Here is a 25,367-nt window from a genome sequence, read left to right on the forward strand (position 1 = left end):
TGGGGTTGTGCAGATTCACTCGGATGAGCTTGCGTCCTGATCTTTTTCTTCGATCAGAAAATCCGCCCGAGATACCGAAGAAGCGATACGGCGGCCGTCTCGAATATCGGTGGTCCGACATTTCCGTACGACGACAATCCGCACCGCGCGGGGAATTAGCGCCCGAGCGGCAGACCACCGAGCAGCTTGCTGTCCTTGGCGGCCCCCGTGGCGCCGCCGAGGAGGTTCGCCGCTCCGGACTCCGCGTTTTCGCCCGCGCCCCTGACCGTGTCGACCAGCGGCCGGATCTGGTGACCGTCCAGCTGCTCGCTGTTCAGCGCCTCCGTGAGCCCGCCGTTGAGGCTCATGGCCGGAGGCGCGGGCGGCGCGGCAGCGAAGGCGGGAGTGGCCGCACCGATGGCCATCAGAGAACCGGCGACAACAGCGGCGGACTTCGCGTACTTCACTTTGGACTGTCCCTTCTCGGGCGGTGCTCGGGAGAGCGCGACACCAGAGCCGCGTGAGCAATCACTTCGCTGCTCGGATCACCGCTTTCCCCCTGACTAACGAGAACCGCCCGCCGGGGAAACTCTGAAGTTCCCGGTTCTTGGGAACGCCACTCAAAAGGTTCGCCGGGCCGCCGGGCACACCCCACGCGGACCGTAAACCGGCCGGCCTCGGTGCACGGAAAAGACGCACCGAGGCCGGCCAGGACAACGCGGTTCGAATATCTTCGAATCAGCCGTTGACGCAGGTGTTGCCGAACGCCGGGTTGAGCAGCCCGATGATGTCGATCGTGTTGCCACAGAGGTTGATCGGCACGTGGATCGGCACCTGGATGACGTTGCCTGAGATGACGCCCGGGGAGTTCTTGGCGGAGCCCAGGGCACCCGAGTCGGCGAATGCCGGTGCTGCCGCACCCACTGCCATGAGAGTTCCGGCGGCGACCGCAGCGGCCTTTGCGTACTTCACTTTCAGCCCTTCCTGCAGCGGGTCCGTGGCGGACACGTCCTTCGTGCCGCACGGGCGTGAACCTGCTCGCCCGTAGCTCCGCTGACGATATTGGTAACGACGTCCCCTCGCCGACGAAACTCCTGCGGAGGAGTTTTCGGAAAAATCGCCCGATCGACCCGGAGTCGTTTCGGCCGATAGTCACCACGCATGGTGCGCGGCCTCGCCGTCGGAGCCACCGCAGGACGAACAGACGAAGGATTGTTTGACGTATACGAATTCCTGCCGGAGGCGGATCGAAATACTCCGGCCCACGATTCGCAGCGGGGCACCACACGGCCCGGACCACCGGGAGGAGAGAACCGGGGATCCGGGCCGGTGGCTGACGGAAGGGTCAGTGGTTGGCGACGCCGTTGCCGGAGATGACCGGGATGTCGTCGAGGATGTGCGACAGCGGCTCGTCGCCCTTGGCCTGCGTGGAGTTCTCGGTGCACTGCTGGTTCTGCGGGTTGGCCAGGACATTGACGTCCTGCACCGTGATCGGGATGAGACCGATCAGCGAACCGACGTTCGCCTTGAGCGGCAGGCCGATGCAGGGGTTGTTCAGCGTGCCCTGGATCAGCTCCAGCTGCGGGCTCATGTTGCCCTTGGTGGTGGAGTTGCCGTAGGCGGTCTTGGCACCGTTGCCGTTGACCGTGGAGGTGCCGTTGTCGTTGCCGACTGCCATCGCCTGGGGGGCGACCGTCGCCGTAATGCCGACGATGGAGGCGGCTACGGCCGTCGTGGCCAGGACCTTCTTGATCACGATTTACCCTTCTCGAAGCGGAGCGTCCGAATCCGGAGCGCCCTGGTCAACTCGCTTCTGAGGGTGCGGTTTCGCCCCTTCACCCAAATGCCACGAAACCATAGACACATATCACCAGATCCAGGTGGCGCCGCGGGCCGTGATCCGGGCCCGGCATGCGGAAGGCCGGTACGGAGATCAAAGACTCCGTACCGGCCGGAAGCTGTGCGGCCCGGGGCGGGCGACCGCCGTCGGGCGGTGCTCAGCTGTTGACGCAGGTGTTGCCGAAGGCCGGGTTGAGCAGACCGATGACGTTGATGGAGTTGCCGCAGAGGTTGACCGGAACGTGGACCGGAACCTGGATGACGTTGCCGGAGACGACGCCGGGGGAACCGTTGGCGCCACCCGCGGCACCGGAGTTGGCGGAGGCGATGCCGGCCCCGCCCATGACAGCGACGCCCGCGGCGGCGGACAGGACGACGGCCTTGGAGACAAACTTCACGGCGAACCTCTTTAACTGAGCAGCATTCAGGACCTGTACGACTGCAAAAAGCGCCGTACTGCCGCGTAGAGCGACAAGCTGCTCAACGGCTCACGGCGCGTCGAAGTAGCGGCTCATTCGAGTGAATCGGGAGCCTGGTGTGCCATGTGTGGCCCTTGGAACATCGGCCCGGGGTACGGCCGTTCGAGGCCCGGGGCGCCAAGATCACGTCGCTCACGGTCGATTGTCAGTGGTCTCGTGTGCAATGGATCCATGAAGGTTACCCATGCTCAGGTGTGTGCCTGGCGGCTGCGGCAGCAGAGCCTTCTGCCGCGGACGAACGTGTCCCCGGCGAAGCTCGTCGGGCGGCTGGCGGGTGTCCAGGCACAGGTGGCGTCCGCCGCCGAACTCGCCCTGGCCACACGGCGGAAGACGCCGACGGCCGGCGCCGTGCAGCGGGCGCTCGCGGACCGTTCCCTGGTGCGCACCTGGGCGATGCGCGGCACCCTGCACCTGCTGCCCGCGCGGGAAGCGGCGGCCTATCTGGCGCTGCTCGGGGCCGCGCGCACCTGGGAAAAGCCTTCCTGGCAGCGGGCGTTCGGGGTCAGCCCTGCACAACTGGCGGCGCTCGGCGACGCGGTGGACGAGATCCTCGAAGGGCGGGTGCTGACTCGCCAGGAGTTGACGGCCGAGGTGCTCGCGCGGCCGGGGCTCGGTGGCCTGGGCGAGCAGTTGTCCTCCGGGTGGGGTGTGCTCCTCAAGCCGCTGGCCTGGACGGGACGGTTGTGCCAGGGGCCGGCGCAGGGGCAGCGGGTGACGTTCACCGCGCCGCGGACGTGGGTGCCGGGGTGGCAGGGGTTGCCGGATCCGGAGGAGGCCGCGGCGTTGGTGGTGCCCGCGTATCTCGGGGCGCACGGTCCTGCGACGCCTTCGGCCTTCGACGCCTGGCTGCTGCGCGGGGCGACGCGTAAGCCCGTGCTCCGTGGCTGGTTCGCGGCGCTCGGCGACCGGCTGACGGAGGTCGAGGTCGACGGGACGGGCGGGGCGTATGTGCGCAGCGAGGACGCCGAGGCGCTGGCGGGGACGCGGCCGTCGGACGTGGTGCGGCTGCTCGCCGGTTTCGATCAGTACGTCCTCGGGCCCGGTACGGCCGACACCCGGCTGATCGCGGCGGCGCGGCGCAGGGCCGTGAGCCGGGCCGGGGGCTGGGTCTCGCCGGTGGTGGTGCACGCGGGCCGGGTGGCGGGGGTGTGGGAGTTCGCGGACGAGGAGGTGGTGGTGGTGGTGACGCTCTTCCGGGAGCACGGCGCGGTGCCGCGGGCCGGTCTGGAGGCGGAGGCCGCGCATCTGGCGCGTTGCACGGGCCGGGAGCGGACGCTGCGGGTGCGGACGGAGTGAGGGGGGACGGGTGAGATGGGTGGGTGAATGGGCTGGTCAGGGGGATTGTCAGACCCTGGTGGAAGACTCGGGGGCATGAGATGGGCGGTGGCGGAGACGGGCGACGGGGGTGCGCGTCTCTGCCCGCTCGCCCAGGACGGGCGGCCCGCCGGGCCTGTGGTGCGGGAGCCGTCGCTGGCCGAGGCGGTCCGGGCGCGGCCCGAGGTCGAGCGGTGGGTCTGGCGTTCCACCGCGGACGTCTACCGGCGGCTGCTGGCGGCGGGGGTGCGGGTCGAGCGCTGCTACGACGTGGAGGCCGCCGAGGCGCTGCTGATCGGCCACGAGGAGGGGCAGTCGGGCCAGCCGCGTTCGCTGGCCGCCGCGTGGGCGCGGCTGCACGGCCTGCCGGTGCCGGAGGACGCTCCGGTGCGGGCGGCCGAGACCCAGCCCTCGCTGTTCGAGCCGGGTCCGGTGCCGCTGCCCGACGGCGCGGACGAGCTGACCGCGCTGCTGGAGGTCTACGCGGGTCAGGTGGCGCGTACGGAACGGGCCAAGGAGCCGGAGCGGTTGCGGCTGCTGCTGGCGTCCGAGTCGGCGGGGACGCTGGTCGCGGTGGAGATGACGCGGGCCGGGGTGCCCTGGCGGGCGGATGTGCACCGTGCGCTGCTGGACGGGCTGCTGGGCGAGCGGTATCCGGGCGGCCTGGAGACGCGGCGGCTGGCGGAGCTGGCGGAGGAGGTGTCGCGGGCGTTCGGCCCCGGGGCCCGGGTGCGCCCCGATCTGCCGAACGACATCATCAGGGCCTTCGCGGGCGCGGGGATTCCGCTTTCCTCGACCCGCAAGTGGGAGTTGCAGCAGCTCGACCATCCGGCGGTGGCGCCGCTCCTGGAGTACAAGGCGCTCTACCGGCTGCACACCGCGCACGGCTGGTCCTGGTTGCAGCAGTGGGTGCACGACGGCAGGTTCCGGCCCGCGTATCTGCCCGGCGGGACGGTGTCGGGGCGCTGGACGACCAACGGCGGCGGGGCCCTCCAGATCCCGAAGATCATCCGGCAGGCCGTGCGGGCCGATCCCGGGTGGCGTCTCGTGGTCGCCGACGCCGACCAGATGGAGCCGCGGGTGCTGGCCGCCGTCTCGCGGGACCGCGGCCTGATGGAGGTGGCGGGCAGCGGCCGTGATCTGTACGCGGATCTGGCCGCCCGTGCCTTCCGGGGTGACCGGGCGCAGGCCAAGCTCGCGCTGCTCGGGGCCATCTACGGGCAGACGTCCGGTGACGCGCTCAAGCACCTGGCCGACCTGCGCCGCCGTTATCCGGCCGCGGTGGCGTACGTCGACGACGCGGCGCGGGCGGGTGAGGAGGGCAGGCTGGTGCGGACGTGGCTGGGGCGCACCTCGCCGCCCGCGTCCGTGGCGCCGCCCGACGAGGCGGGTCTGCCGCAGGAGGAGGCGGTGTCCTCGGGGTACGGCAGCAGTGCGGCGGCCCGTGCCCGCGGCCGGTTCACCCGTAACTTCGTCGTGCAGGGCAGCGCGGCCGACTGGGCTCTGCTGGTGCTGGCGGGGCTGCGGCGGACGCTGCACGAGGCCGGGCTCCGGGCCGAGCTGGTCTTCTTCCAGCACGACGAGGTGATCGTGCACTGCCCGGCGGAGGAGGCCGAAACGGTGGCGGCGGCCATCGCTTCGGCCGCGGACGCGGCGGGACGGATCGCGTTCGGCCGGACCCCGGTGCGTTTTCCGTTCACGACGGCGGTGGTGGACTGCTATGCGGACGCCAAGTAGGGAGAAGTAGTGGGGGGGTGAGGCGCGAGAGGGGACGGGGGCGTGGCGGATGGGGTGTGTGGGGTACTCGGGATGCCGGTGCCATGACCTGGGGGTGCGGGCGGACAGCGCCTAAACTCCCGGAGTAGGGGGCCGGCCGTGCGGTGGGCGGCCGACATCCGATCCGGAAAGGGACCACGCGTTGACCGACAGCGAAGGGAATCAGACCTCGGTCGCGACCGGGGTCGCGGACGGGCACGCGTCGGCCACGGGCGTCCCGGCGGCGAAGCTGAGCCCCAGGAACCGCCGGAAGCGCATCGCGGACCGGGTGCTGGCCGAAGGCCAGGTGACCATCGAGGAGCTGGTACAGGAGCTGGGTGTCAGCCAGATGACGGTCCACCGCGACCTGGACACGCTGGAGCACCAGGGGTGGCTGCGGAAGGTGCGGGGCGGTGCGACGGCGGCGCCGAACGCCCTCTTCGAGTCCAACGCGCGCTGGCGCGGCAATGAGCAGGTGGCGGCGAAGGAAGCCATCTGCGCGGCGGCGCTGGCCATAGCCGAGCCGGGCCAGGCCGTGATCATCGACGACTCCAGTACGGCGCTGCCGCTGGCCCGTACGCTCGCCTCGCGCGGCGCCTACACCGTCATCACCAACTCCCTCCAGGTGATCAACGAGTTGGCGGAGGAGCCCGATATCCGGGTGATCGCGCTGGGCGGCGAGTACCACGCGGCGTTCAACGCCTTTCTCGGGATGTCCACCGCCGATATCGCCCGCAGCTTCCGCGCCGATGTCGCCTTCCTGTCCACCTCCGCCGTCGACAACGGCCACTGCTACCACCAGGCCCAGGAAAACGTCCTGGTCAAGCGGGCGTTGATGGCCGCGGCCCGGCGCCGGGTGCTGCTCGTGGACCACTCGAAGTTCGGCCGCCAGGCGCTCTACGAGCTGGCGCCGCTGGCCGACTTCGACCTCGTCATCTCCGACGAGCTGCTGCCGCAGGAGGAGCAGGACGCGCTGCAATCCCTGGGCGTGCGCTACGAGTTGGCGGCGGAGGGCGCCCACCATCGGTCGTGAGCGACACCCCGCTGGAGCGGATCAACCCGCCGCAGCTGTCTGCGCCGAGCGGTTTCAGCCATGCGGTCGTGGCCGCCACGGGGACGATGGTCTTCCTCGCCGGGCAGACCGCCCTGGACGCGTCCGGGCGGATCGTCGGGCACGGCATCGTCGAGCAGTTCGAGCGGGCCCTGGCCAATCTCCTGGCCGCCGCGGCTGCGGCCGGTGCCGCCCCCTGCGACCTGGCCAAGCTCACCGTCTTCGCCGTCGACGTGGACGGCTACCGGGCCCACGCCCGGGAGATCGGGCGGGTGTGGAAGCGCCTGGTGGGCGGCGACTACCCGGCGATGTCCGTGATCGGCGCCGCCCGCCTGTGGGACGAGGCGGCGCTGGTCGAGATCGAGGGCATCGCGGTGGTCGGCCGGGGCCGTGGCGTCTGAATCCGCACGGGGGCCGGCGCCCCGCGTCGTCAGGAGCGGCGCGGTGCGGGCCGTCCCATGGCGGTGAGCCAGAGCAGTGCCGCGCAGGCGACCGCGGCCACGGCGAACACCAGCGGGCGGGCGAACGCGTCGGCCCGTGAGCCCGCCGACAGGGCGCCGGCCACGGCGAGGGCCAGGGCCGGCCAGGCGCGCGGGCGCGTGCGGGCCTCGGGGGCGACGGACGGCAGCAGGCGGGTGGCGAGTGCGTAGCAGGCGCAGGCCAGCAGCGTGGCGCCGAGCGCGTCGCTGGGCCGGTGCCAGTAGAGCGCCTGGACGGCGGCGGCGGTGACCGCGAGCCAGAGCGCGCCGGCCGCGGCGACGTAGGGGCGGGTGCGCGGGGACGCGATGAGCAGGGCGCCGGCGACCAGCCCCGCGGCGATGGCGACGTGGCCGCTGGGAAAGCTCGCCTCGACGAGGTTCCCGGGGGCGTGTGACAGGTCGGGGCGGGGCAGCACCGCCTTGTTCAGGAGCTCCGTCGCCCCGAGCGTGACCACCGCGACCGCGACGGCGGCGGCGCCCGCGAGCGGGCGCCTGCGCACCGCGGCGACCACCGCGAGCAGCACGACGCCCACGATGAGGGTGGCGTACTCAGCCGTCAGCGGCGGCGGGCCGAGCGACTGGGCCCACGGGAAGATCCGGGCGTCGTCGGCGAATCCGACGACCAGGGAGTTCTCCGCCGCCTGCCCGAACGGGGTGCACACCGCGAGCAGGTAGACGGCCGCGAACGCGGCGAGGAACAGGGCGGCCGGGCGCAGCCGGGCCGGGTAGGAGGCGGTGCCGGCGGGTGCGCCGGAGGTCGCGCCGGGAGTCGCGCCGAGGGCCGTGGGATCCGGCCGGGATTCCCGTGTGTACCGGTGGTCCTGCTGGTCCTGGCGGTCCTGCTGGTCCTGCTGGTTCATGGCCTTCTCGTTCCGTCGGGGCTCGTGCCTCATGACATGCCGTCGGCCCTGGGCCGGGAGCGGGCACTAGGGCGTTTCTGACGGATCTCCGTGGAGGAAGGAGCGGCGTCTGGTGCGTGCGATCGCAAGGCGCCGGGATGTCTTCATAGCGGAGCTATGGGGACATTGCGGCAACGCCGCGAGCGTGCGTGCCAGACGCCGCGACGCCGCGGAGATCCGTCAGAAACGCCCTAGATCCTGTCGTGGGGGGGGGGGCGCCCGCCCGGGGGGGGGGGGGGGGGGGGGGGGGCCGCGGCGGGGGGGGGGGGGGGGGGGGGGGGGGGGGGGGGGGGGGGGGGGGGGGGGGGGTACGCCCCGCGCCCCCCCCCGCGCCCCCCCCCCGCCCCCCCCCCCCCCCCCCCCCCCCCCCCCCCCCCCCCCCCCCCCCCCCCCCCCCCGCGGCCCCCCCCCCGACAGGACCTAGCCGAGCTGCGGGCTGCTGCGCCGGGTCCTGGCCGCGGCGATCAGGACCGGGAGTGCGGCGAGCAGGACGAGGATGACGGCGGATTCCGATACGTGCCGGTTGTCCAGGGGCATCGCCGAGGTGAGGAGTGCGTGGGCGCGCAGCAGCGTGAACGCGGCGACGGGGATGGTCCACCGGAAGTCGCCTGTGGTGGTCGTCGCCCACCACGCGGCGAGCAGGGCGCCGGCTTCGACCACGAGTTGCGCGCGCTGGAACCACGGGTCGTAGGAGGCGATGCGCAGGGCGCCGGCCACGAACATGGCGAGGAGTACGGGGACGAGCCAGCCGTAGGAGCGGCGGCGCAGCCGTCGGGGGCGGCACAGGGCCAGCGCCGCGCAGGCGGCACACAGCGTCGCCGACAGGGCCAGGTTGCCGGCCCTGATCGGTGCGGCGAGGCCGTAGTAGCCGACGCCCACGACACCCTCGTCGCCGAAGAGCGTCGAGCTGCCGAGCGTGGCACCTGCGTAGATCATCAGCGCCGCGGCGGGCAGCGCGAGCCACGGTTTGCCGCGCAGCAGCGCCACCAGGGCGGCCAGCGGGAGCAGTCCGTAGGGCAGCAGCCGCGTGGGCGTGCCTGGCCCCTGCGCCCACGGGTACCAGCCGGCGTGATGGAAACCGATGGCGTTGCCGGGGTCGATGCGCAGCGCCCAGTCCCAGACGTCCTGGAGGTACGGCACCAGCGCCAGGGCGGCGAGGACGAGGGCGGCCAGGTGGATGCCGTCCAGCCACCACGGCCTGGCGGTGTCGTCGGCCGCGGTACGGGCGTGCGCCTGGATCCCGCCGCGCAGCAGGGCGGCGGCCTCGCGGGGCGGCGGCCAACTGCGGCCCGGGTGCGCCTCGGTGAGGCAGGCCAGCAGCTCGTCCCCGTACCGGTCACGGTAGGTCTTGGGGTAGGCGGCGAGCAGCAGACGGTTCATGCGGGGGCCGTCCCGGGGATCCTGCGGCGAGCGGTGACGACGGCCGCGGCCTGTTGCATGCGCAGCGCCTCCTGCTCCAGCGTGCCGGTGCCGTCGTCGGTGAGCCGGTAGTAGCGGCGTTGCCGCCCGTCCACGACCTCCTCGTGGTCGGCGGTCACCAGACCGGCCTTCTCCATTCGCTCCAGCGCCCCGTACAGGGTGCCGACGGCGAGTGTGAGCCGTCCGCCGGTGGCCTGTTCGGTGGCCTTGATGATGCCGTAGCCGTGCAGCGGTCCGTCCAGGAGCGCGGCCAGGATGAAGTACTGCGGTTCGGTCAGGATCGGCTGCCGTTTCCTCATGATCGGGAGCATATATCGGCACTCGAAGTATGCGGCTCCCGGGGCACGGCCTCAGGCCCGGCTCCGGCGGCCCGTGGCCGTGGCCGTGCCCGTGGCCGTTGACCGGCGGTGTACCGGAGCGGCACGCGGCAGGGCCTGGCCGCCGCCCCCGAGAAATGACGCGGCCGGGCACCGGAGCGAGTGCTCCGGTGCCCGGCCGGGTGGTGGCGGGCTCAGGCCCTGCCGCGTGCCGCTTCCACCGGGTCCTTCTTGAAGGCCCAGGTCATCTTGGGCTCCATGGCCCAGCGGAAGGCCCGTTGCACCGGTGGGGTGCACAGCAGTGTGATGACGGTGCCCGCGATGAGCGTCAGCAGGACGGCGCCCCACGGCGTGTGCATCCACGGGTTGTCGTACCAGTGCCAGAAGCGGGAGCCCTTGGCGAGGAAGCCGTGCAGCAGGTAGCCGTAGAGGGTGCCGGCGCCGAGTGCGGTGCACCACATCGTGCGGCCCGGGATCCAGGCGAAGAAGCAGGCCACGAGCACCAGCGAGCAACCGAACATGGCGAGCGTCATCACGGCGCCGCTCCACCACGGGGCGCCGAGTTCCTGGGCGGCGTCGCGGTGGTAGAACCACGCCGCGTTCATCCGCGGCGCGGCCCAGTACGCGAAGACCAGGGCGGCGGCCATGACCGGCACCGCCGCGATCCTGGCCTGCCGGCGCCTGACGAGCTTGAAGTGCTCGGGGCGCAGGCTCAGGCCGATCACGAAGAACGGCAGGAACTGGAGGACCCGTTGGAGGTCGAGGTCGTCACCGATGTCCGGTGAGACGGAGGCCAGTACGGCGATGGTCAGCGCCAGCGGGACGGGCCAGCGCACGATCTTCCACAGCGGGGTGGTCAGCCGCCAGATGAACAGGGCGATCAGGAACCACGTCAGGTACCAGGGGTCCAGGAGGCTGATCGGATAGCCGGGGTCATCGTCCGCCCACCGCTTGAAGAGGGTGTACGCCACCTCGAAGAGGATGTACGGGATGGCGACGCCGGTGATCAGCCGCTGGAGGCGGTCCTTGCGCATGTCGAAACTGCGCGAGAAATAGCCGGAGATGATGATGAACGCCGGCATGTGGAAGGCGTAGACGGTGATGTAGAGCGCGGCGGCCGAGCGGCTGCCGTCCCGGAGCGGTTCCCAGGAATGCCCCATCGCCACCAGCACGATGGCGAGGTATTTCGCGTTGTCGAAGAACGCGTCGCGCTGCTTGGCCTTCGGCTGCCCCGCATCGGCCTTCGGCGTCTCCTTGGCGGCGCCGGCCGTGGCCATCGCGGCCCTGGCGGGTGCCGTCGCCGTCGCCGTGCCGCCCCTCGCCACGTCCCGGTGGCCCTGCTGTGCCCCCGGCCACGCCAGGTTCAGCGTCTCGTCCGAGCCCTGCTGCTGCGGGGGAAGGGGAACCCGCCGGTCGCCGTGCGCCTGTGCATCGTTCGTCAAGGGCCCTCCCGGAACGAACCCAGAGGAGGAGTGGGACGCTGGATCTCACGGGGTGCCAAAACGGAACCCATAAGCCAAATCCTGCGTCTTAGTTCTTTTGCGGGGAGCATGGCGGCATCGAACATCCCAGGCACCTTAACCGCGGCGCGGGAATCCCGTAAATCCCTGCCGGATACGGCCCTTACCGCGCGGGAACCCTACGCGACGACACCCTCTATGCCCCGCGCCGCAGCGGCCGGCGCCCCGGCGCCCGTACCGGCTCCCCAGGCGTAGATCTCCAGGGGTCTGCCGTGCGGGCCGCGCAGCCGGTGCACGGCGGCGATCCAGGCCGGACGGGCCTTGGCCATCGGCGGGTTGATCTGGTCGGCGAACCTGGCGTAGCGCGCGAGGTCACGCAGCCGCGGCGCGCCCAGGATGCCGGTGCGCACCTGCGGGACCAGTGCGTGGACGGTCCGCACACACGGCACGCAGAAGCTCTGGACGACCAGTCGGCGGTCGGTGTGCGCGCGGTCAAGCCAGCCTTCCTCGCGGAGCAGGGCGACGGTCTGCGCCTCGATGCCCGGGTAGCGCGCGGGGGATTTCAGTTCGAGGAGCAGCGCCTGGCCGTTGTGCTCCAGCCGCCGCAGATAGCCGGTGAGGGTGGGCACCCGCTCCCCCGCGAACCGCTTCCCGAACCAGCTTCCGGCGTCCAGGCGGGCGAGGTCGGCGGCCGTGAAGTCGCCCACCCGCCACGGTGCGCGGGCGGGGAAGACCCGCGCCGCGTCCGTCGTCCGCCGCAGCGTCGCGTCGTGCATCACGATCAGCTGCCCGTCCTTGGTGCGCTGCACGTCGTTCTCGACCCAGACGCGGCCGAGCCGGTGCGCCGCGTCCACCGCGGCGATGGTGTTCTCCGGGGCGCGGTGTGCCGCTCCCCGGTGCGCTATGACCAGCGGCGCGGCGGCCGTGGCCGGTTTTCCGGGTGCCGCGGACGCCGTGCCCACGGCTATCGCGGCCAGCGCGGCGGCCCCGACGGCCAGCCGTATCGGTCGGCGCGGCATGGGGCCTCCAGGTGGCTCGCCCGCAGGGGGCGGACCACGGCCCCTCGGTTGCGTCGGCCCCTCCCACGGCGGAAGGCGGCACTCCACCGAAGATCACCCGGCCCCGGCACCCCCGCTATCCGGGCACGGCCATCCGGGCGCCCGGCGCTCTACGCGTGCAGGTGGCCCTGGCCGCCGTGCCGGGCTGATGCACGGGGCCTTCCGGTGGTGCCCGCCCCCGGTAAAGGGGGCGGAGGGCTGCCGTCGGCGCTTGCGGCGGCAGCCCACCCTGCTACGCCTCGGGGTCAGTGCGGCGGGGAGCCCGGTCGACGGTTCCTGGTGTGTCGAGCCAGGACGGGCCGGGTGCGCATTGCTCGCAGAGCGTACGAGTGATGACCGGCCCGGAGGCGGCGTCGATGAAGACGTTCCGCAGGCCGTTCATGGATCCGCAGTGACAGCATTCGGAATCGGTCACAGATCCCCCCTCCCGTCGACGGCCGTCTCGTGGGGGGCTTCGGACCACGTGAGGAGCCGGTCGATGTGTGCTTCGTGGTAGAGACCCGTCGGTGGTGCATCGGCGCACCGTTGGCATAGTGAAAACTCCCAGCCTGGCCCGGAGTCCGCATGCAGGTAGGTCTCGGCGACATCGTGGAGGGTGCCGCATCCCTCACACGATGCGGGCGTGGGTGGGGTGTCATCCATGTCGGTTCCTCGGGCCGACGGAGAGGACTCGGCATCTGGGTGTTGCCGGAGCGCGGTCATGCCCCGGTAGGCGCGGCCTGTGGCGGCGGTGCGGTGGAGGTACGCCCCGATGGAGTCGGGGCCGGCGCCGGGCGGCAGCGGATCGAGGCCGAGCGTGAGGCACACCGGTCCGCCCGCGGCGACATGGGCCTGCCAGCCGGGCCCCGGTGACGGCAGGCGCAGGGTGTAGGCCGGGTGGCCGTAGTCGAGCGCAACCATGGGGCCGCGCATCAGGACGCGGGTGCCGATATCGGGCATCGGCTCAGTGACTGGGCGAAGTGTCATGGCTTCGGCCAGGCCGAGGAGCGCGGTCTCGATGGCCGCGACGGTATGGCCTCCGAGCTGCGGGTGGACGTGCCCGATCAGCAGGGCTCCTACAGGATCGGCGGGCGAGGCAGTGTCGAGCCAGGTGGATACGGCGACCCCTGCGAGGAACGCCGGTCCGGGGACGGGACGGATCACGATGCGGTCACCTCTGGCTCCGCCTCGTCGGCGCGGATACCGGCCGCGCGTTGTTCCCGCGCGGTGGCCAGCCGCGCGTGGCCTGACGGGCAGCCCCAACCGACCCCACCGCCTGGCGGCCGGAGTTGGAGGCACGGCCCTTGGTTGCCCACGACGCGGCCGAGCCGGTTCGTTCGACGGTCGACGACGTAGACGCCGGACCGGTAGCTCATGACAGGTCCCCCTGCAGAGTGCGGTGGTGCCGACCGGCGATGGCTACGGATGCTGTTGACGGGAGGCACGCGCATCGACGGTTCACAGCGTTGATGCGCGGCGTTGATCCGGGCTCGTGATGAGAAGGCGACTGCATACCGACAGCGAACCAATCTCACTCGTGAGTGTCGGGAGCCCGGCAGGGGGCCAACTCAGGGGCCAGAATGGGGGCCAGGAGTCTTCGGGGAGGTGTGATGGACGACGGCATCGGCCCCTTGCTCGTGCGTCTGCGTGAGCCTCGTGGGTGGACCCAGCAGGACGTTGCTGACAAGTGCAACGACCTGGAAGGCAGTGCCGCCAAGACGGGGAAGGAGATCGGGAGATACGAGCGTGAGAAGCGGCTCCCCACTCCCTACACGCGTACGTGTCTGGCCGCGGTCTTCGGGGTGGACCGATCACTGCTCGATCGGGCAACAGCGGTCAGTAAGCAGCGACGGCATAGTGCCGTGGACGCAAAACCTGGAATGAGTGGGTCGGCACATGGCCCTTCAGAGACGGTGGAGAGCGCTGCGGCTTCCCTCGCTGCGGATGCGGCGTCCTCTTCGGCCTTCATCCGTTTCATCGCGGCAACCAACACGGACATCACCGCGGTTGAGGGCCTTCATGCCGATGTGGCGCGCCTCGCTCGGCACTATGTGAGTCACCCGCTCTCGGAACTGCATGCAGAGATCAGAGACCTCCGCGAGACCGCATTCGGGCTCCTGAAGGGAAGGCAACGACCTTCGCAAACCGTTGAGTTATATGTGATTGCGGGACGCCTGTGCGGGATCTCGGCGCATGTGTGCCTCGATGCCGGCGACTATGACTCGGCGGCGGCTCAGGCGCGGGCGGCTTGGGCGTGTGCGGACGTGGCCCAGCACAACGGCATGAGGGCATGGGTGCGTGCCGCGGATTCCTTGATCGCCTTTTGGGCGGGCGACACTCTGCGGGCCGCTCAATTGGCCCGAGCGGGGCAGCAGTTCGTCGCCTTCGGAAGCATCGGTGCGCGACTCGCCAGCCTCGAAGCGCGAGCCTTGGCGGCGGGGCGTGACCAGCGCGGAGCCGTGCGAGCGCTTGCAAGGGCCGAGCGACTGCGCGAGAAGATGAACGGCGAAGACGAGGTGCCGGGGATCTTCAGCTTTCCGGTTGCGAAACAGGCTGCCTATGCCGGGACAACCCATCTCGCGCTCGGCGGTGAGATCCACGTACAGCAGGCCATCATGAGCGCGGAAACCGCGGTCCGGTTGTACCGGGGGGCTGAGAACGATGACCGATCCGTCGGTGACCTGTTCGCCGCGCATGTTGATCTCGCGCGCGGGCACATGATGGCGGGCGACGTCGACGGTACGGAGGCGATGCTCGGATATGTGCTGAACGCACGCCCCGAGACCCGGTCGGCGAGCATCGCCCGCCGGCTCGGTGATCTCGGCGAAGAGTTGTCCGCCCGTGCGTACCGTGGATCCCCGCAGGTCGCGAACCTGCGGGAACGACTCCAGGAGGCTGCCGTGAGGAACCCCCTCCCCAACACGTCCCGCAGGCACGTCACATGACGGGGCCGTGCGCCGGACACGACGCCGCGGTGACCGACCGGTCGACCCTGACGGGCAGCGCGTATCGGAATGACCGTGCCCTCGCCGCCCGGCAGTCGCTCTACCGGTGGCAGGCACCACGCTACGACCTCCCCGGGCTCGTCATGGAGGAGTTGAAGGCCCTACGGGGAACCGTTGTCGACGTGGGGTGCGGGAACGGCAGGTTCATCCAGCGCATCCGCGCGGGCCGGCCCGACCTTCGCCTGCTCGGTCTCGACGTGTCGGCGGGAATCCTCGATGGCGTCCCCGGGCACGTGGGCATCGCGGACGCCGAGCGCCTGCCACTGCGCTCCCACAGTGTGGCGGCGGCACTCGCCCTGCACATGCTGTACCACGTAAGGGACATCCCCCAGGCCGTCGGAGAACTCTCGCGCGTGATCACTGAGCGGGGGATCGTGATCGCGTCGACCAACAGTGACCGCGACAAGTCCGAACTCAACCAGCTGTGGGAGCGCGCAGCGGGTGACGTGCTCGGGCGGGAGAAGGGACCATCGCGCATCTCGCTCAGCGCGCGATTCTCTCTGGAGAAGGCCCGGGATCTGCTGGGCGAGGCATTCGGCACGGTGCGGTCGATCGACCTGCCCGGCACCATCACCGTACGCAGTGCCGAACCGGTGGTGGCCCACATGGAGTCCTACCGAGCCTGGGCCGACCACCACGAGGTGCCCTTCGCGCCCACCATCGAGCGGGCACGGGAGATCGTCGACCGCCACATCGCCCAGCACGGCGCGTTTTCGATCGAGGCACGGGGCGGCCTCCTGGTGTGCTCCCGCTAGCCGGCGCTCTACGCATACGGGCAGCCCCGGTCGTGGTCAGGGACCGGGGCCGCCCGGTGGCCGGGCCGCCCCACGGGGGCGGGGGCGGCCCGGCCGGAACCGGTGCCGGTCCACGGGGACCGGCACCGGTGGCTCGTGCTCCGCGGCGGGTCAGGCCGCGGAGACTCCCTGGTCCTCGCCCCAGCGCACCGGGTACCCGGCGGTGGGCGCGGGGTCGACGCGTCCGGTGCGGGCGAAGCAGGACCAGGTGGCGCGCAGTGCCCGGCCGAAGGCGTCGACCTCGTGCCACGGGACGGTGCCGAGCAGCGGCGAGTCACGCCAGGCGGCCTCGTCGCCCAGCAGCAGCGGGAGTTCGAGGCAGTGGGTGGCGCCGTAGGCGGAGCCTTCGGGGGCCCAGTCCAGGCGGTAGGTGGCGAGCCGCGCGCCGGCCGCGCGGGCCCAGCGGGCGAACTCGGCCACCGGGCGGGTGAACGCCTCCTCCTCGGCGGCGCGGGCCGCTTCCCGGGGCAGGCCGAAGGCGGTCAGCTCCTCCCGGGTCCAGCCGACCAGCAGGTCGATGCCGTCGAGCCCGGCGGTGGGCGGCTCGGCGGGCACCGGCGGCACACCGAGCACCGGACCGAACGGCGGCATCACGCGGCTGCCGGTCCGCGCGGCGACGTGCTCGGCGGTGGCAGAGCGTGCCCCGAGCAGTTCGCCGAAGGTGGCGGTGCGCGGGTCGCCGGCCAGCGCTTCGGCGAAGAACGCGCCCTGTTCCGCGGCCTGTTCGGGAAGGGTGGTGGCCAGTTCGAGCACCGGGCTCTGGAGGATCGCCCGGCGCAGCAGCCGGGGCGTCTCGGGGTGGCGGAGCAGCAGGGCCAGCGAGATGGCGCCGGCGGACTGGCCGCAGGCGGTGACGTTGTCCGGGTCGCCGCCGTGCCGCGCGATGTTCTCCCGCACCCAGCGCAGCGCCTCCAGTTGGTCGAGCAGGCCGAGGTTGCCTTCGCTGACGCCCTGGTGCCGCAGGAAGCCGAGCGGGCCGAGCCGGTAGCCGGCGCTGACCACGACGAGGCCGCCTTCGGCGCTCAGCCGGGAGCCGTCGTACCAGTCGAGGAGCCCGGAGCCGCTGGAGAAGCCGCCGCCGTGGAAGAAGACCAGGACCGGGCGGGGCGGGGCCGGCGCGGCGGGGGCGGTGATGCGGAGGCTGAGGCAGTCCTCGCCCTGCAGGTACAGGTCGTAGGGCGTGCCCATCACCGCGTCGAGCCGGGAGGGCGGCTGCGGGCAGATCTCGCCGCTCGCCGCCTCGTCGGAACCGGCGGGGGTGCGCTGCGGCGGTCCGAAGCGGTCGGCGGTGGCGTAGCGGATCGGGCCCGTACGCCGCACGGCGGCGGTCGCGGCTTCGTTCGGTGCGTCCACGGGAACTCCTCTCAGTCGTCCGGTCGGTCGTCCGGTCAGTCCTCCGGCAGTCCCAGGAAGCGCTGGGCGTTGCCGCCGAGCAGCGCGGTCCTGTCCTGGTCGGTGAGGAAGTCCGCGCGGTGCACGACGGCGCCGACGGGGCGTTCGCCGAGCGGGTAGGGGTAGTCGCTGCCGACCATCACCTGGGAGGCGCCGAGGGTGTCCACCAGGGTGCGCAGCGCGGCCGGTTCGAAGACTACGGAGTCGACGGAGAAGCGGTCGAGGTACTTCGACGGCGGCATCTGGGAGGTGGCGATGACGTCGGCGCGCTGGTGCCAGGCGTTCTCCAGCCGGCCGAGCCAGAAGGCGAACGAGCCGCCGCCGTGCGCGAAGCAGATCTTCAGCGAAGACGGCACCCGGTCGAGGACGCCGCCGAGTATCAGGGCCAGCACCGACAGGTGCGTCTCGGCCGGCATGCCGGTCAGCCACTGGGCCATCCACCGGTCCAGGCGCGGCGAGTTGGGCATGTCCCAGGGGTGCACGAAGACCGGCGCCCCGCGTTCCGCGCAGTGCTGGAGGAACATCACCACACCCTCGTCGTCGAGGTCGCGGTCGCCGACGTGGTTGCCGATCTCCACACCGTGGTGGCCGTTGTCCAGGCACCTGTCGAGTTCCCGGCAGGCGGCTTCCGGGTCCTGGAGCGGTACCTGCGCGAAGGGCAGCAGCCGGTCGGGGGCGGGGGCGCAGATCTCCAGGGCGAGGTCGTTGAAGATCCGGGCGGTCTTGACGGCCTGGTCGGCGGGGCGCGCGTAGGAGAAGAACACCGGTGTGGGCGAGACGACTTGGAGGTCGATGCCGTCCGCGTCCATGTCGGCGAGCCGGGTCTCGGCGTCCCAGCAGTCGGCGCCGATCCGGCGGAACTCCCGGGAGCCCACCATGATCATGGCCTCGCGCTCGGACGTGGCGCGCAGCCAGGGCCAGTCCCCCGCGGGGCCCGCCTCCTTCGCCAGGTCGGGCCAGGCGCGGGGGACGTAGTGGGTGTGGATGTCGATGTGTCTCATGGTGGTGTTCAGCCCTTGCCGGGGTGCAGCGTGCCGCAGGCGCGGCAGGTGCGCGCCTGCTCGTTGTCGTAGAAGCTCTCGAAGACCGGGGGCAGGTCGGTGACGATGTCGCGGACCTGGAGTTCCTCGGCGTGCACCAGCGCGTCGCATCCGGGGCAGTACCACTGGAAGCTCTCCAGGGTGCCCTCCTCCCGGATCCGCTCGATGACCAGGCCGATCGAGCCCGCCTCGGGGCGCTGCGGGGAGTGCGGGACGTTGCCGGGCAGCAGGAACATCTCGCCCTCGCGGACGTCGATCCGCCGCTGCCCCTCATCGGTCACGACGTTGACGTGCATATTGCCCTTGACCTGGTAGAACCACTCCTCGTACGGGTCGACGTGGAAGTCGGTCCGCTGGTTGGGGCCGCCCACGACCTGCACGATGAAGTCGCTGACACCGTCCCAGATCTGACGGTTGTTCACCGGCGGCTTCAGCTCGTCGGCGTGCTCGTTCACCCACTGCGCGAAGTTGATGACCGGGGGAAGACTCATCGTTGACCGTCCCTTCCGCTGTCCTCGGCTGCGTTGTCGTCGGCGGCGGCGCCGTCGTTCCTGCGGGCGATGCCCTGGATCTCGATCAGGAGATGCGGGTGCGGGAGCTGGTGCACGGCGACGGTGGTCCGGGTGGGGCCGCTCTCGTCGAAGTACTCGGCCCAGACCTCGTTGTAGCCCGCGAAGTCGTTCATGTTCACCAGGTACGTGGTGACCTGCACGAGGTCGTCGAGCCCCGCGCCGGCCGCGGCCAGCACCTCGCGGACGTTCTCCAGGACCGCCCGGGTCTGCACCCGGATGTCGAGGGTGGTGGCGCCCATGTGGTCGGCCGATGCGCCCGCGATCGTGTTGTCCGGCCTGCGGCTGCTGGTCCCCGAGAAGAAGACCAGCTCGCCTGCGGCCTTGACGTGCGGGAAACGTCCGCGCGGCGTCGCCTTGCCGGGGACGACGATGCCGTCACTCATCGGTGGCCTCCCCCACGGTGAAGCCCGCCCTGCCGAGCCCGGTCACGGTGGCCTCCACCGAGGTGCCAGGGGTCAGCGCGACGGCCGGGGTGGCGGCGCCTGCCAGCAGGATGCTCCCGGCCCGCAGGGTGTGCCCCTGGGCGCGTGCCATCCGCACGGCGGCGTGCACGGCGCGCAGCGGGTGGCCGAGGATCGCGGCGGTGGAGCCGGTCTCGGCGGTCCTGCCGTCGATCTCCAGGCGCACCCCGCGGTTGGCGAGGTCGCCGGCGTCGGAGAGCGCGGTCCACGGGCCGAGGACGTAGCCACTGGCCGAGGTGTTGTCGGCGACGACGTCCTGGAGGGTGAAGCGGAAGTCGCGGTAGCGGCTGTCGATCACTTCGAGGGCCGGGGCCACCGCGTCCACGGCGCTCTCCGGGTCGAGGTCGTCACCGGGTCCGATGTCGGTGCCGAGCCGGAAGGCGACCTCCGGCTCCACGCGCGGGTGCACGTACCGCCCTAGCGGGACGCGGTCGCCGTCCGCGATCCGCATGCCGTCGGTGAGCCGCCCGAAGATGACGTCGAAGACGCCCATCTGCGCGGCCTTCGTACGGCTGGTGAAGCCGAGCTTGACGCCGCTGATCCGCTCGCCGCGGGCCAGCCTGCGGCCGATCAGCAGCTGCTGGACGCGGTACGCCTCGTCCAGTGTCAGCGCGCCCGACGAGGTGAGCTGGGGTACCGGTTCGGCGCGGACCGCGGCCGTGTCGAGCAGCCCGGCGGCGGTGTCGTGGACCGCGCCGTTGCGGGCGGCCGGGTGGTGTGCGGTGGTCATGCTGCGCCTTCCTCACGCGCGGCGGCCAGATCCAGCGCCACGTCGACGATCATGTCTTCCTGGCCGCCGACCATCTGCCGCCTGCCGACCTCCAGGAGCAGTTCCCGCACGTCGAGACCGTAGCGGGCGGCGGCGCGTTCGGCGTGCAGCAGGAAGCTGGAGTACACCCCGGCGTAGCCGAGGGTGAGGGTTTCCCTGTCGACCCGTACGGGCCGCTTCTGGAGCGGACGGATCAGGTCTTCGGCGGCGTCCTGGAGGGCGAACAGGTCGCAGCCGTGCCGCCAGCCGAGCAGGTTGGCGACGGCGACGAATGCCTCGATGGGACAGTTGCCCGCGCCCGCTCCCTGTCCTGCGAGCGAGGCATCCACCCGCGTCACGCCGTTCTCGACGGCGACCACGCTGTTGGCGACCGACAGCGAGAGGTTCTCGTGGGCGTGGATACCGATCTCGGTGCCCGGGTCGAGGACGTCGCGGTAGGCGCGTACCCGGGCGGCGACGTCGGGCATGGTCAGCCGGCCGCCGGAGTCGGTGACGTAGACGCAGTGCGCGCCGTAACTCTCCATCAGGGCCGCCTGCTTGGCCAGCCCCGCCGGGTCGTTGAGGTGGCTCATCATCAGGAAGCCGGCCACGTCCATGCCGTTCTCGCGGGCCCAGGCGATGTGCTGGGCGGCGACGTCGGCCTCGGTGCAGTGGGTGGCGACCCGCACGCTGCGCACCCCGGCGGCGTGCGCCTGGCGCAGGTCGTCGATGGTGCCGATGCCGGGCAGGATCAGGGTGGTCAGCCGGGCGCTCCGGACGACGGACGCGGCGGCCTCGATCCATTCCAGGTCGGTGCGGGCGCCGTGCCCGTAGGTGACGCTGGAGCCCGACAGGCCGTCGCCGTGCGCCACTTCGATGGCGTCGACGCCGGCCGCGTCCAGGGCGCAGGCGATGGCGCGGACCTGTTCGGTGGTGTAGCGGTGGCCCACGGCGTGCATGCCGTCCCGCAGGGTGACGTCCTGGACGAAGACGGACCTGCCGTCCGCGCCGCCGGTCTGGGTACTCATCGGGTGGCTCCTTCCCGCTCCCCGGCGACCAGGCGTTCCGCGGTGCGCAGGGCGGCTGAGGTCATGATGTCGAGGTTCCCCGCGTAGTCGGGCAGGTAGTGGCCGGCGCCGGTGACCTCCAGGAACACCGACACCTTGGTGCCGCGGAAGGCGCGCCCGATGCCGGGCACGAAGGGCTCGTCGACGGGGTCGAACTGCACGTCCTGCTTGAGGCGGTAGCCGGGTACGTACTCACGGACCGCGTCGGCCATGGCGGTCACCGAGCGCCGGATCTCCTCCTGCCGGTCCCGGTCGGCCGTCTCGATCAGGCAGAAGACGGTGTCCCGCATCACCAGCGGCGGCTCTGCGGGGTTGAGCACGATGATCGCCTTGCCGCGTTCCGCGCCGCCGACCTGCTCGATGGCGGCGGCGGTGGTCTCGGTGAACTCGTCGATGTTGGCGCGGGTTCCGGGGCCCGCCGAGCGCGAGGCGATGGAGGCCACGATCTCCGCGTACCGGACCGGGGTCACCCGCGAGACGGCCGCGACGACCGGGACGGTGGCCTGCCCGCCGCAGGTGACCATGTTGACGTTGTCGGCGCCGGGGTGCGCGTCGAGGTTGACCGGCGGCACCACGTACGGGCCGACGGCGGCCGGGGTGAGGTCGACCATCAGCTTGCCGTGTTCCTTCACCACCGCGTAGTTGTGCCGGTGCGCGGCGGCCGACGTGGCGTCGAAGACGACCTCGACATCGGCGAACTCCGGCATGGCGCGCAGCCCTTCGACCCCGTCGTGGGTGGTGGCGACGCCCAGCCTGCGGGCCCTGGCGAGCCCGTCGGACTCCGGGTCGACACCCGCCATGGCGGCCACGTGCAGGGTCTGCGACAGCCGCTTGACCTTGAACAGCAGGTCGGTGCCGATGTTGCCGGATCCGATGATCGCTACGGCGCGCGTCATACCGCGCCCCCTTCCTGAACGTTCCGGGTGTCCCGGATGAAGTCGGCGTGGACCTCGCCGAGCCCGTCGAGCCGGGCGCGGAAGACACCGGGCCCGGTGACGGGCACCATCGGGCCGAGCGCCCCGGACAGCACCGTTTCACCGGCCCGCAACGGGGCGCCCCGGCGGGCCGCCTCCCGGGCGAGCCAGACCACGGCGGCCACCGGGGTGCCAAGGCAGGCGGCCCCCGATCCGGTGGAGACGATCTCGCCGCGGTGGTCGAGCGCCATGCCGAGGCCCGGCAGGTCGACGGCGGACAGCGGGCGCGGGGTGGTCCCCAGGACCAGGGCGCCGCTGGAGGCGTTGTCGGCGACGGTGTCGGTGATGCCGATGTCCCAGCCGGCCACCCGCGAGTCGACGATCTCCAGCGCGGGCAGCAGGAAGTCGGTCGCCCTGATCACCTCGGCCGCGGTGACCGCATCGCCGTCCAGGTCGCGGCCGAGCACGAAGGCGACCTCCGCCTCGATCCGCGGCTGGAGGAAGCGGCCGATGTCGACGGGCTCGCGGTCGGTGAGCACCATGTCGTCGAGCAGCACGCCGTAGTCGGGGGTGAAGACCCCGAACTGCTGCTGCACGGCAGGCGAGGTCAGCCCGATCTTACGGCCGGCCCGGCGCGCCCCGGCCGCCAGACGGTCGGCGATGACGGCGCTCTGCACGGCGTACGCGGCGTCCTGGTCGGTGTCGCCGATCAGGTCACGGACGGGGGCGCAGGGGGTCCTGGTGGCGGCGGCGGTCCGCAGGCGTTCGACCGCCGCGGCCTGCTCGGGGGTGAGGTCGCGGGCAGCGGGCCCGGCACCTGGTTCGGTGGTGGTCACAGCTGCACGCACACATTCGTCGGCTCGGAGTAGAAGTGGAGGGAGTGCGTGCCGCCCTCGCGGCCGATACCGGACAGGCCGGTGCCGCCGAAGGGGGAGCGCAGGTCGCGCAGGAACCAGGTGTTGACCCAGGCCATGCCGGTGCGCATCTGCTGGGCGACCCGGTGGCCGCGGTCCAGGTTGCTGGTCCACACGCAGGAGGCGAGGCCGTACGGCGAGTCGTTGGCCAGCCGGATGCCCTCTTCCTCGGTGTCGAACGGGATGAGTCCTGCGACCGGGCCGAAGATCTCCTCGCGCATGGTGCGGTCGGTGTGCTCCAGGCCGGTCCACAGCGTCGGCTCGATCCAGGAACCGCCCGCCAGGTCCGGGCCGAGGTCGGGTATGCCGCCGCCGGCCAGGACCTCCGCGCCTTCCTTCCGGGCGAGTTCGAAGTAGGAGAGGACCTTCTCGCGGTGCGCCTGGGAGATCAGCGGCCCGGTGGTCGTCGCCGGGTCTTCGGGGCGTCCCGGCCGCAGGGCGCGGGCGCGCTCGGCGAGTCCGGCGGCGATCTCGTCGAAGACCGGGCGCTGGACGTAGACCCGCTCGGTGCACAGGCAGACCTGCCCCGTGTTGGTGAAGACGGACCGGGCGAGGCCGTCCACCGCCCGCTCGACGTCGGTGTCGGCGAACACCAACGCGGCGTTCTTGCCGCCCAGTTCGAAGGAGACGGGCCGCACCCGCGGCGCCACCGCGCGCATGATCGCCGAACCGGTCGCGGACTCGCCGGTGAAGGTCACCCCGTCCACGTCCGGGTGCTCGGTCAGGTACCCGCCCGCCGACTCGGGGCCGAAGCCGTGCACGACGTTGCAGACGCCGTTGGGCAGCCCGGACTCCTGGAGGATCTCGGCGAGGATCGTGGCCGTGGAAGGCGTCTCTTCCGACGGCTTGACGATGACGGCGTTTCCGCAGGCCAGGGCCGGTGCGAGCTTCCAGGTCAGGAGGAGCAGCGGCAGGTTCCAGGGCACGATGACGGCGACCACGCCGAGCGGCTTGCGGACCGCGTAGTTGAGCGCCTTGCGGCCACCGGGAAGTTCGGTGAGGAAGGAGTCGAGGCCGGTGGCGGAGATCGTGTCGGCGAAGGCGCGGAAGTTCGCGGCGGCGCGCGCCACGTCGAGTTCCTTGGCCAGCGCGACCGGCTTGCCGGTGTCGGCGACCTCGGCCGCCACCAGCTCGTCGAAGCGGTTCTCGATGCCGTCGGCGACCCGTCGCAGCAACCGGGCGCGTTCGGGGACGGTGGTACTGCCCCAGGGCCCGTCGAGCGCCCGGCGCGCGGCACGGACGGCGACGTCGACCAGGACCTGATCCGCCTCGTGGACCCGTCCTATGAGCGAACCGTCCACCGGGCTGATCTTGTCGAAGGTGTGCACGCCGTCCACCAGGGCGCCGTCCACGAAGTTCCGGATCTCCCGCACGGGGAGCGAGTTGCTGCGGCTCATGTCAGCGAGGCTAGGCACCTCAGCCATGCCTGAATAATGCTCTTTACGTTCCTTGCCATAGCCCTACGGGCATACCCTGAGTCCATGGAGAGCGAGAAGCTTCTCGACGGCCGGCTGAAACTGCGCCACCTCACGCTCGTCACCGCCGTCGCGGACCAGGGCAGCGTCATCCGGGCGGCCCAGGAGCTGCACATCACCCAGCCCGTCGTCACCCGCGCCCTGCACGACCTGGAGACGATCCTCGGCGTCCCGCTGTTCGAGCGCCACCACCGCGGCATGACCCTCACCCTGTACGGCGAGTCCTTCGTCGGCCACGCCCGCACGGTCCTGGCCCAGCTGCGGCAGGCCGGCGAGGAGCTGACCCACCTCGCCGCCGGCAACCTCGGCACCGTCACCATCGGCATCCACCTGGCCGGCTCGAACCTGCTGCTGCCGCGCGCCATAGCGGCACTCAAAGCGGCCCACCCGTCGGTCACCGTCGTCGTCCGCGAGGCCGACCCCGACACCCTGCGGGCCGGCCTGCTCTCCGGCGAGATCGACCTCACCCTGGGCCGCCTCATCGGCTCCCCGCCCCCGCGCCTGACCCACGAGCAGCTCTACCGCGAGCCCGTACGCCTGGCCGCCCGCGCAGGCCACCCGGCCCACCGGCAGCGCAGCCCGTCACTGGCCCAACTACGCCGCTACCCCTGGGTGTTGCCCATCGACCGCACCGCGCTCCGCGCCGAACTGGAGGAACTCTTCACCCACGAGAACGTCGAACTCCCCGCCGACCGCGTCGAATGCACCTCGATGCCGACCCTGCGCCACTTCCTCCTGTCCACCGACGCCATCGCCGCCCTCCCCCTGCTGATCGCCACCCAGGACGCCGACCTGCGCCTCATCGACACCCCCCTCAAATCCATCAGCCAGGCCGTGGGCATCACCCGCCCGTCGGACCGGCCCCTGTCACCGGCGGCGGAGGCACTGCATCAGCGGTTGCGGGAGGAAGCGGGGGAATTGGCGGAGTTGCTCGGCTAGCGGGGCTGCTCCGTTTCA

The 25,367-nt window shown here is 71.8% G+C and carries 28 protein-coding genes; 7 read left to right on the top strand and 21 right to left on the bottom strand.

Features of this window, described 5'->3' with window-relative positions:
• Positions 1 to 155: 155 nt before the first annotated feature.
• The 4 genes from ACGFNI_RS23565 to ACGFNI_RS23580 all read right to left on the bottom strand — a co-directional run bounded on the left by ACGFNI_RS23565 (position 156) and on the right by ACGFNI_RS23580 (position 2,162).
• Entirely contained in the window at positions 156 to 446 is a 291-nt protein-coding gene (locus tag ACGFNI_RS23565) for a hypothetical protein (RefSeq protein WP_393686596.1), read from the bottom strand.
• Between the two features lie 271 nt (positions 447 to 717).
• A complete protein-coding gene (locus ACGFNI_RS23570; RefSeq protein WP_393686714.1) occupies positions 718 to 951 on the bottom strand; it encodes a chaplin in 234 nt (77 codons plus the stop codon).
• A gap of 373 nt (positions 952 to 1,324) precedes the next feature.
• Entirely contained in the window at positions 1,325 to 1,735 is a 411-nt protein-coding gene (locus tag ACGFNI_RS23575; RefSeq protein ID WP_393686597.1) for a rodlin, read from the bottom strand.
• Positions 1,736 to 1,976: 241 nt separating this feature from the next.
• Complete coding sequence (locus ACGFNI_RS23580) at positions 1,977 to 2,162, bottom strand: chaplin (RefSeq protein WP_393686715.1); 186 nt, start codon at positions 2,160 to 2,162, stop codon at positions 1,977 to 1,979.
• Positions 2,163 to 2,468: 306 nt separating this feature from the next.
• On the opposite strand from ACGFNI_RS23580, the gene ACGFNI_RS23585 reads away from it, so the two are divergent.
• The 4 genes from ACGFNI_RS23585 to ACGFNI_RS23600 all read left to right on the top strand — a co-directional run bounded on the left by ACGFNI_RS23585 (position 2,469) and on the right by ACGFNI_RS23600 (position 6,818).
• The gene (locus ACGFNI_RS23585; protein ID WP_393686598.1) at positions 2,469 to 3,593 is read left to right on the top strand and encodes a winged helix DNA-binding domain-containing protein; all 1,125 of its coding nucleotides are present in this window, start codon (positions 2,469 to 2,471) and stop codon (positions 3,591 to 3,593) included.
• A 75-nt stretch (positions 3,594 to 3,668) separates the two neighbouring features.
• Entirely contained in the window at positions 3,669 to 5,348 is a 1,680-nt protein-coding gene (locus ACGFNI_RS23590; protein ID WP_393686599.1) for a bifunctional 3'-5' exonuclease/DNA polymerase, read from the top strand.
• 181 nt (positions 5,349 to 5,529) lie between these two features.
• Positions 5,530 to 6,399 (top strand): DeoR/GlpR family DNA-binding transcription regulator, encoded by an 870-nt coding sequence (locus ACGFNI_RS23595; protein WP_393686600.1) that lies wholly within the window; start codon positions 5,530 to 5,532, stop codon positions 6,397 to 6,399.
• On the top strand, positions 6,396 to 6,818 hold the full coding sequence (locus tag ACGFNI_RS23600; RefSeq protein WP_393686601.1) for a RidA family protein: 423 nt from the start codon (positions 6,396 to 6,398) through the stop codon (positions 6,816 to 6,818). The genes ACGFNI_RS23595 and ACGFNI_RS23600 overlap by 4 nt, the downstream gene beginning before the upstream one ends.
• A gap of 29 nt (positions 6,819 to 6,847) precedes the next feature.
• Here ACGFNI_RS23600 and ACGFNI_RS23605 read toward each other — a convergent pair whose 3' ends face one another.
• The 8 genes from ACGFNI_RS23605 to ACGFNI_RS23640 all read right to left on the bottom strand — a co-directional run bounded on the left by ACGFNI_RS23605 (position 6,848) and on the right by ACGFNI_RS23640 (position 13,404).
• Positions 6,848 to 7,756 (bottom strand): phosphatase PAP2 family protein, encoded by a 909-nt coding sequence (locus tag ACGFNI_RS23605; RefSeq protein ID WP_393686602.1) that lies wholly within the window; start codon positions 7,754 to 7,756, stop codon positions 6,848 to 6,850.
• Between the two features lie 459 nt (positions 7,757 to 8,215).
• Positions 8,216 to 9,175, bottom strand: coding sequence for a hypothetical protein (locus ACGFNI_RS23610; RefSeq protein WP_393686603.1), 960 nt, complete (start codon positions 9,173 to 9,175; stop codon positions 8,216 to 8,218).
• Complete coding sequence (locus ACGFNI_RS23615) at positions 9,172 to 9,513, bottom strand: PadR family transcriptional regulator (RefSeq protein ID WP_393686604.1); 342 nt, start codon at positions 9,511 to 9,513, stop codon at positions 9,172 to 9,174. Before ACGFNI_RS23615 ends, ACGFNI_RS23610 begins: the two co-directional genes overlap by 4 nt.
• A 212-nt stretch (positions 9,514 to 9,725) precedes the next feature.
• Positions 9,726 to 10,973 carry an acyltransferase family protein gene (locus ACGFNI_RS23620; protein ID WP_393686605.1) on the bottom strand — a complete coding sequence of 416 codons (1,248 nt, stop codon included), beginning with the start codon at positions 10,971 to 10,973 and terminating at the stop codon, positions 9,726 to 9,728.
• A 197-nt stretch (positions 10,974 to 11,170) separates the two neighbouring features.
• On the bottom strand, positions 11,171 to 12,010 hold the full coding sequence (locus ACGFNI_RS23625) for a glycerophosphodiester phosphodiesterase (protein WP_393686606.1): 840 nt from the start codon (positions 12,008 to 12,010) through the stop codon (positions 11,171 to 11,173).
• Between the two features lie 271 nt (positions 12,011 to 12,281).
• Positions 12,282 to 12,464 carry a hypothetical protein gene (locus ACGFNI_RS23630; protein WP_393686607.1) on the bottom strand — a complete coding sequence of 61 codons (183 nt, stop codon included), beginning with the start codon at positions 12,462 to 12,464 and terminating at the stop codon, positions 12,282 to 12,284.
• Entirely contained in the window at positions 12,461 to 13,192 is a 732-nt protein-coding gene (locus tag ACGFNI_RS23635) for a hypothetical protein (protein WP_393686608.1), read from the bottom strand. The genes ACGFNI_RS23630 and ACGFNI_RS23635 overlap by 4 nt, the downstream gene beginning before the upstream one ends.
• Complete coding sequence (locus tag ACGFNI_RS23640; RefSeq protein ID WP_393686609.1) at positions 13,189 to 13,404, bottom strand: hypothetical protein; 216 nt, start codon at positions 13,402 to 13,404, stop codon at positions 13,189 to 13,191. Before ACGFNI_RS23640 ends, ACGFNI_RS23635 begins: the two co-directional genes overlap by 4 nt.
• A gap of 234 nt (positions 13,405 to 13,638) precedes the next feature.
• On the opposite strand from ACGFNI_RS23640, the gene ACGFNI_RS23645 reads away from it, so the two are divergent.
• Positions 13,639 to 14,973 carry a helix-turn-helix transcriptional regulator gene (locus tag ACGFNI_RS23645; protein WP_393686610.1) on the top strand — a complete coding sequence of 445 codons (1,335 nt, stop codon included), beginning with the start codon at positions 13,639 to 13,641 and terminating at the stop codon, positions 14,971 to 14,973.
• Entirely contained in the window at positions 14,970 to 15,788 is an 819-nt protein-coding gene (locus ACGFNI_RS23650; protein ID WP_393686611.1) for a class I SAM-dependent methyltransferase, read from the top strand. Before ACGFNI_RS23645 ends, ACGFNI_RS23650 begins: the two co-directional genes overlap by 4 nt.
• A gap of 150 nt (positions 15,789 to 15,938) precedes the next feature.
• On the opposite strand, the gene ACGFNI_RS23655 is transcribed toward ACGFNI_RS23650, so the two are convergent.
• Genes ACGFNI_RS23655 through ACGFNI_RS23695 form a run of 9 tightly spaced genes read right to left on the bottom strand, consistent with a single transcriptional unit; the run spans position 15,939 to position 24,332 of the window.
• Complete coding sequence (locus tag ACGFNI_RS23655) at positions 15,939 to 17,219, bottom strand: carboxylesterase family protein (protein ID WP_393686716.1); 1,281 nt, start codon at positions 17,217 to 17,219, stop codon at positions 15,939 to 15,941.
• Complete coding sequence (locus ACGFNI_RS23660; RefSeq protein ID WP_393686612.1) at positions 17,216 to 18,220, bottom strand: amidohydrolase family protein; 1,005 nt, start codon at positions 18,218 to 18,220, stop codon at positions 17,216 to 17,218. Before ACGFNI_RS23660 ends, ACGFNI_RS23655 begins: the two co-directional genes overlap by 4 nt.
• Positions 18,221 to 18,228: 8 nt before the next feature.
• The gene (locus ACGFNI_RS23665; protein ID WP_393686613.1) at positions 18,229 to 18,750 is read right to left on the bottom strand and encodes a 3-hydroxyanthranilate 3,4-dioxygenase; all 522 of its coding nucleotides are present in this window, start codon (positions 18,748 to 18,750) and stop codon (positions 18,229 to 18,231) included.
• A complete protein-coding gene (locus ACGFNI_RS23670) occupies positions 18,747 to 19,214 on the bottom strand; it encodes a RidA family protein (RefSeq protein WP_393686614.1) in 468 nt (155 codons plus the stop codon). Before ACGFNI_RS23670 ends, ACGFNI_RS23665 begins: the two co-directional genes overlap by 4 nt.
• The gene (locus tag ACGFNI_RS23675) at positions 19,207 to 20,022 is read right to left on the bottom strand and encodes a 2-keto-4-pentenoate hydratase (protein WP_393686615.1); all 816 of its coding nucleotides are present in this window, start codon (positions 20,020 to 20,022) and stop codon (positions 19,207 to 19,209) included. Before ACGFNI_RS23675 ends, ACGFNI_RS23670 begins: the two co-directional genes overlap by 8 nt.
• Positions 20,019 to 21,068 carry a 4-hydroxy-2-oxovalerate aldolase gene (gene dmpG / locus ACGFNI_RS23680; RefSeq protein WP_393686616.1) on the bottom strand — a complete coding sequence of 350 codons (1,050 nt, stop codon included), beginning with the start codon at positions 21,066 to 21,068 and terminating at the stop codon, positions 20,019 to 20,021. The genes ACGFNI_RS23675 and dmpG overlap by 4 nt, the downstream gene beginning before the upstream one ends.
• Positions 21,065 to 22,003, bottom strand: coding sequence for an acetaldehyde dehydrogenase (acetylating) (locus ACGFNI_RS23685; RefSeq protein ID WP_393686617.1), 939 nt, complete (start codon positions 22,001 to 22,003; stop codon positions 21,065 to 21,067). Before ACGFNI_RS23685 ends, dmpG begins: the two co-directional genes overlap by 4 nt.
• Entirely contained in the window at positions 22,000 to 22,857 is an 858-nt protein-coding gene (locus ACGFNI_RS23690; RefSeq protein ID WP_393686618.1) for a 2-keto-4-pentenoate hydratase, read from the bottom strand. The genes ACGFNI_RS23685 and ACGFNI_RS23690 overlap by 4 nt, the downstream gene beginning before the upstream one ends.
• Positions 22,854 to 24,332 (bottom strand): 2-hydroxymuconic semialdehyde dehydrogenase, encoded by a 1,479-nt coding sequence (locus tag ACGFNI_RS23695; protein WP_393686619.1) that lies wholly within the window; start codon positions 24,330 to 24,332, stop codon positions 22,854 to 22,856. Before ACGFNI_RS23695 ends, ACGFNI_RS23690 begins: the two co-directional genes overlap by 4 nt.
• An 84-nt stretch (positions 24,333 to 24,416) precedes the next feature.
• On the opposite strand from ACGFNI_RS23695, the gene ACGFNI_RS23700 reads away from it, so the two are divergent.
• Positions 24,417 to 25,349, top strand: coding sequence for a LysR substrate-binding domain-containing protein (locus ACGFNI_RS23700; RefSeq protein WP_393686620.1), 933 nt, complete (start codon positions 24,417 to 24,419; stop codon positions 25,347 to 25,349).
• Positions 25,350 to 25,367: the final 18 nt, after the last annotated feature.

The organism is Streptomyces sp. NPDC048644, from assembly GCF_043199105.1.
Classification (GTDB): domain Bacteria; phylum Actinomycetota; class Actinomycetes; order Streptomycetales; family Streptomycetaceae; genus Streptomyces.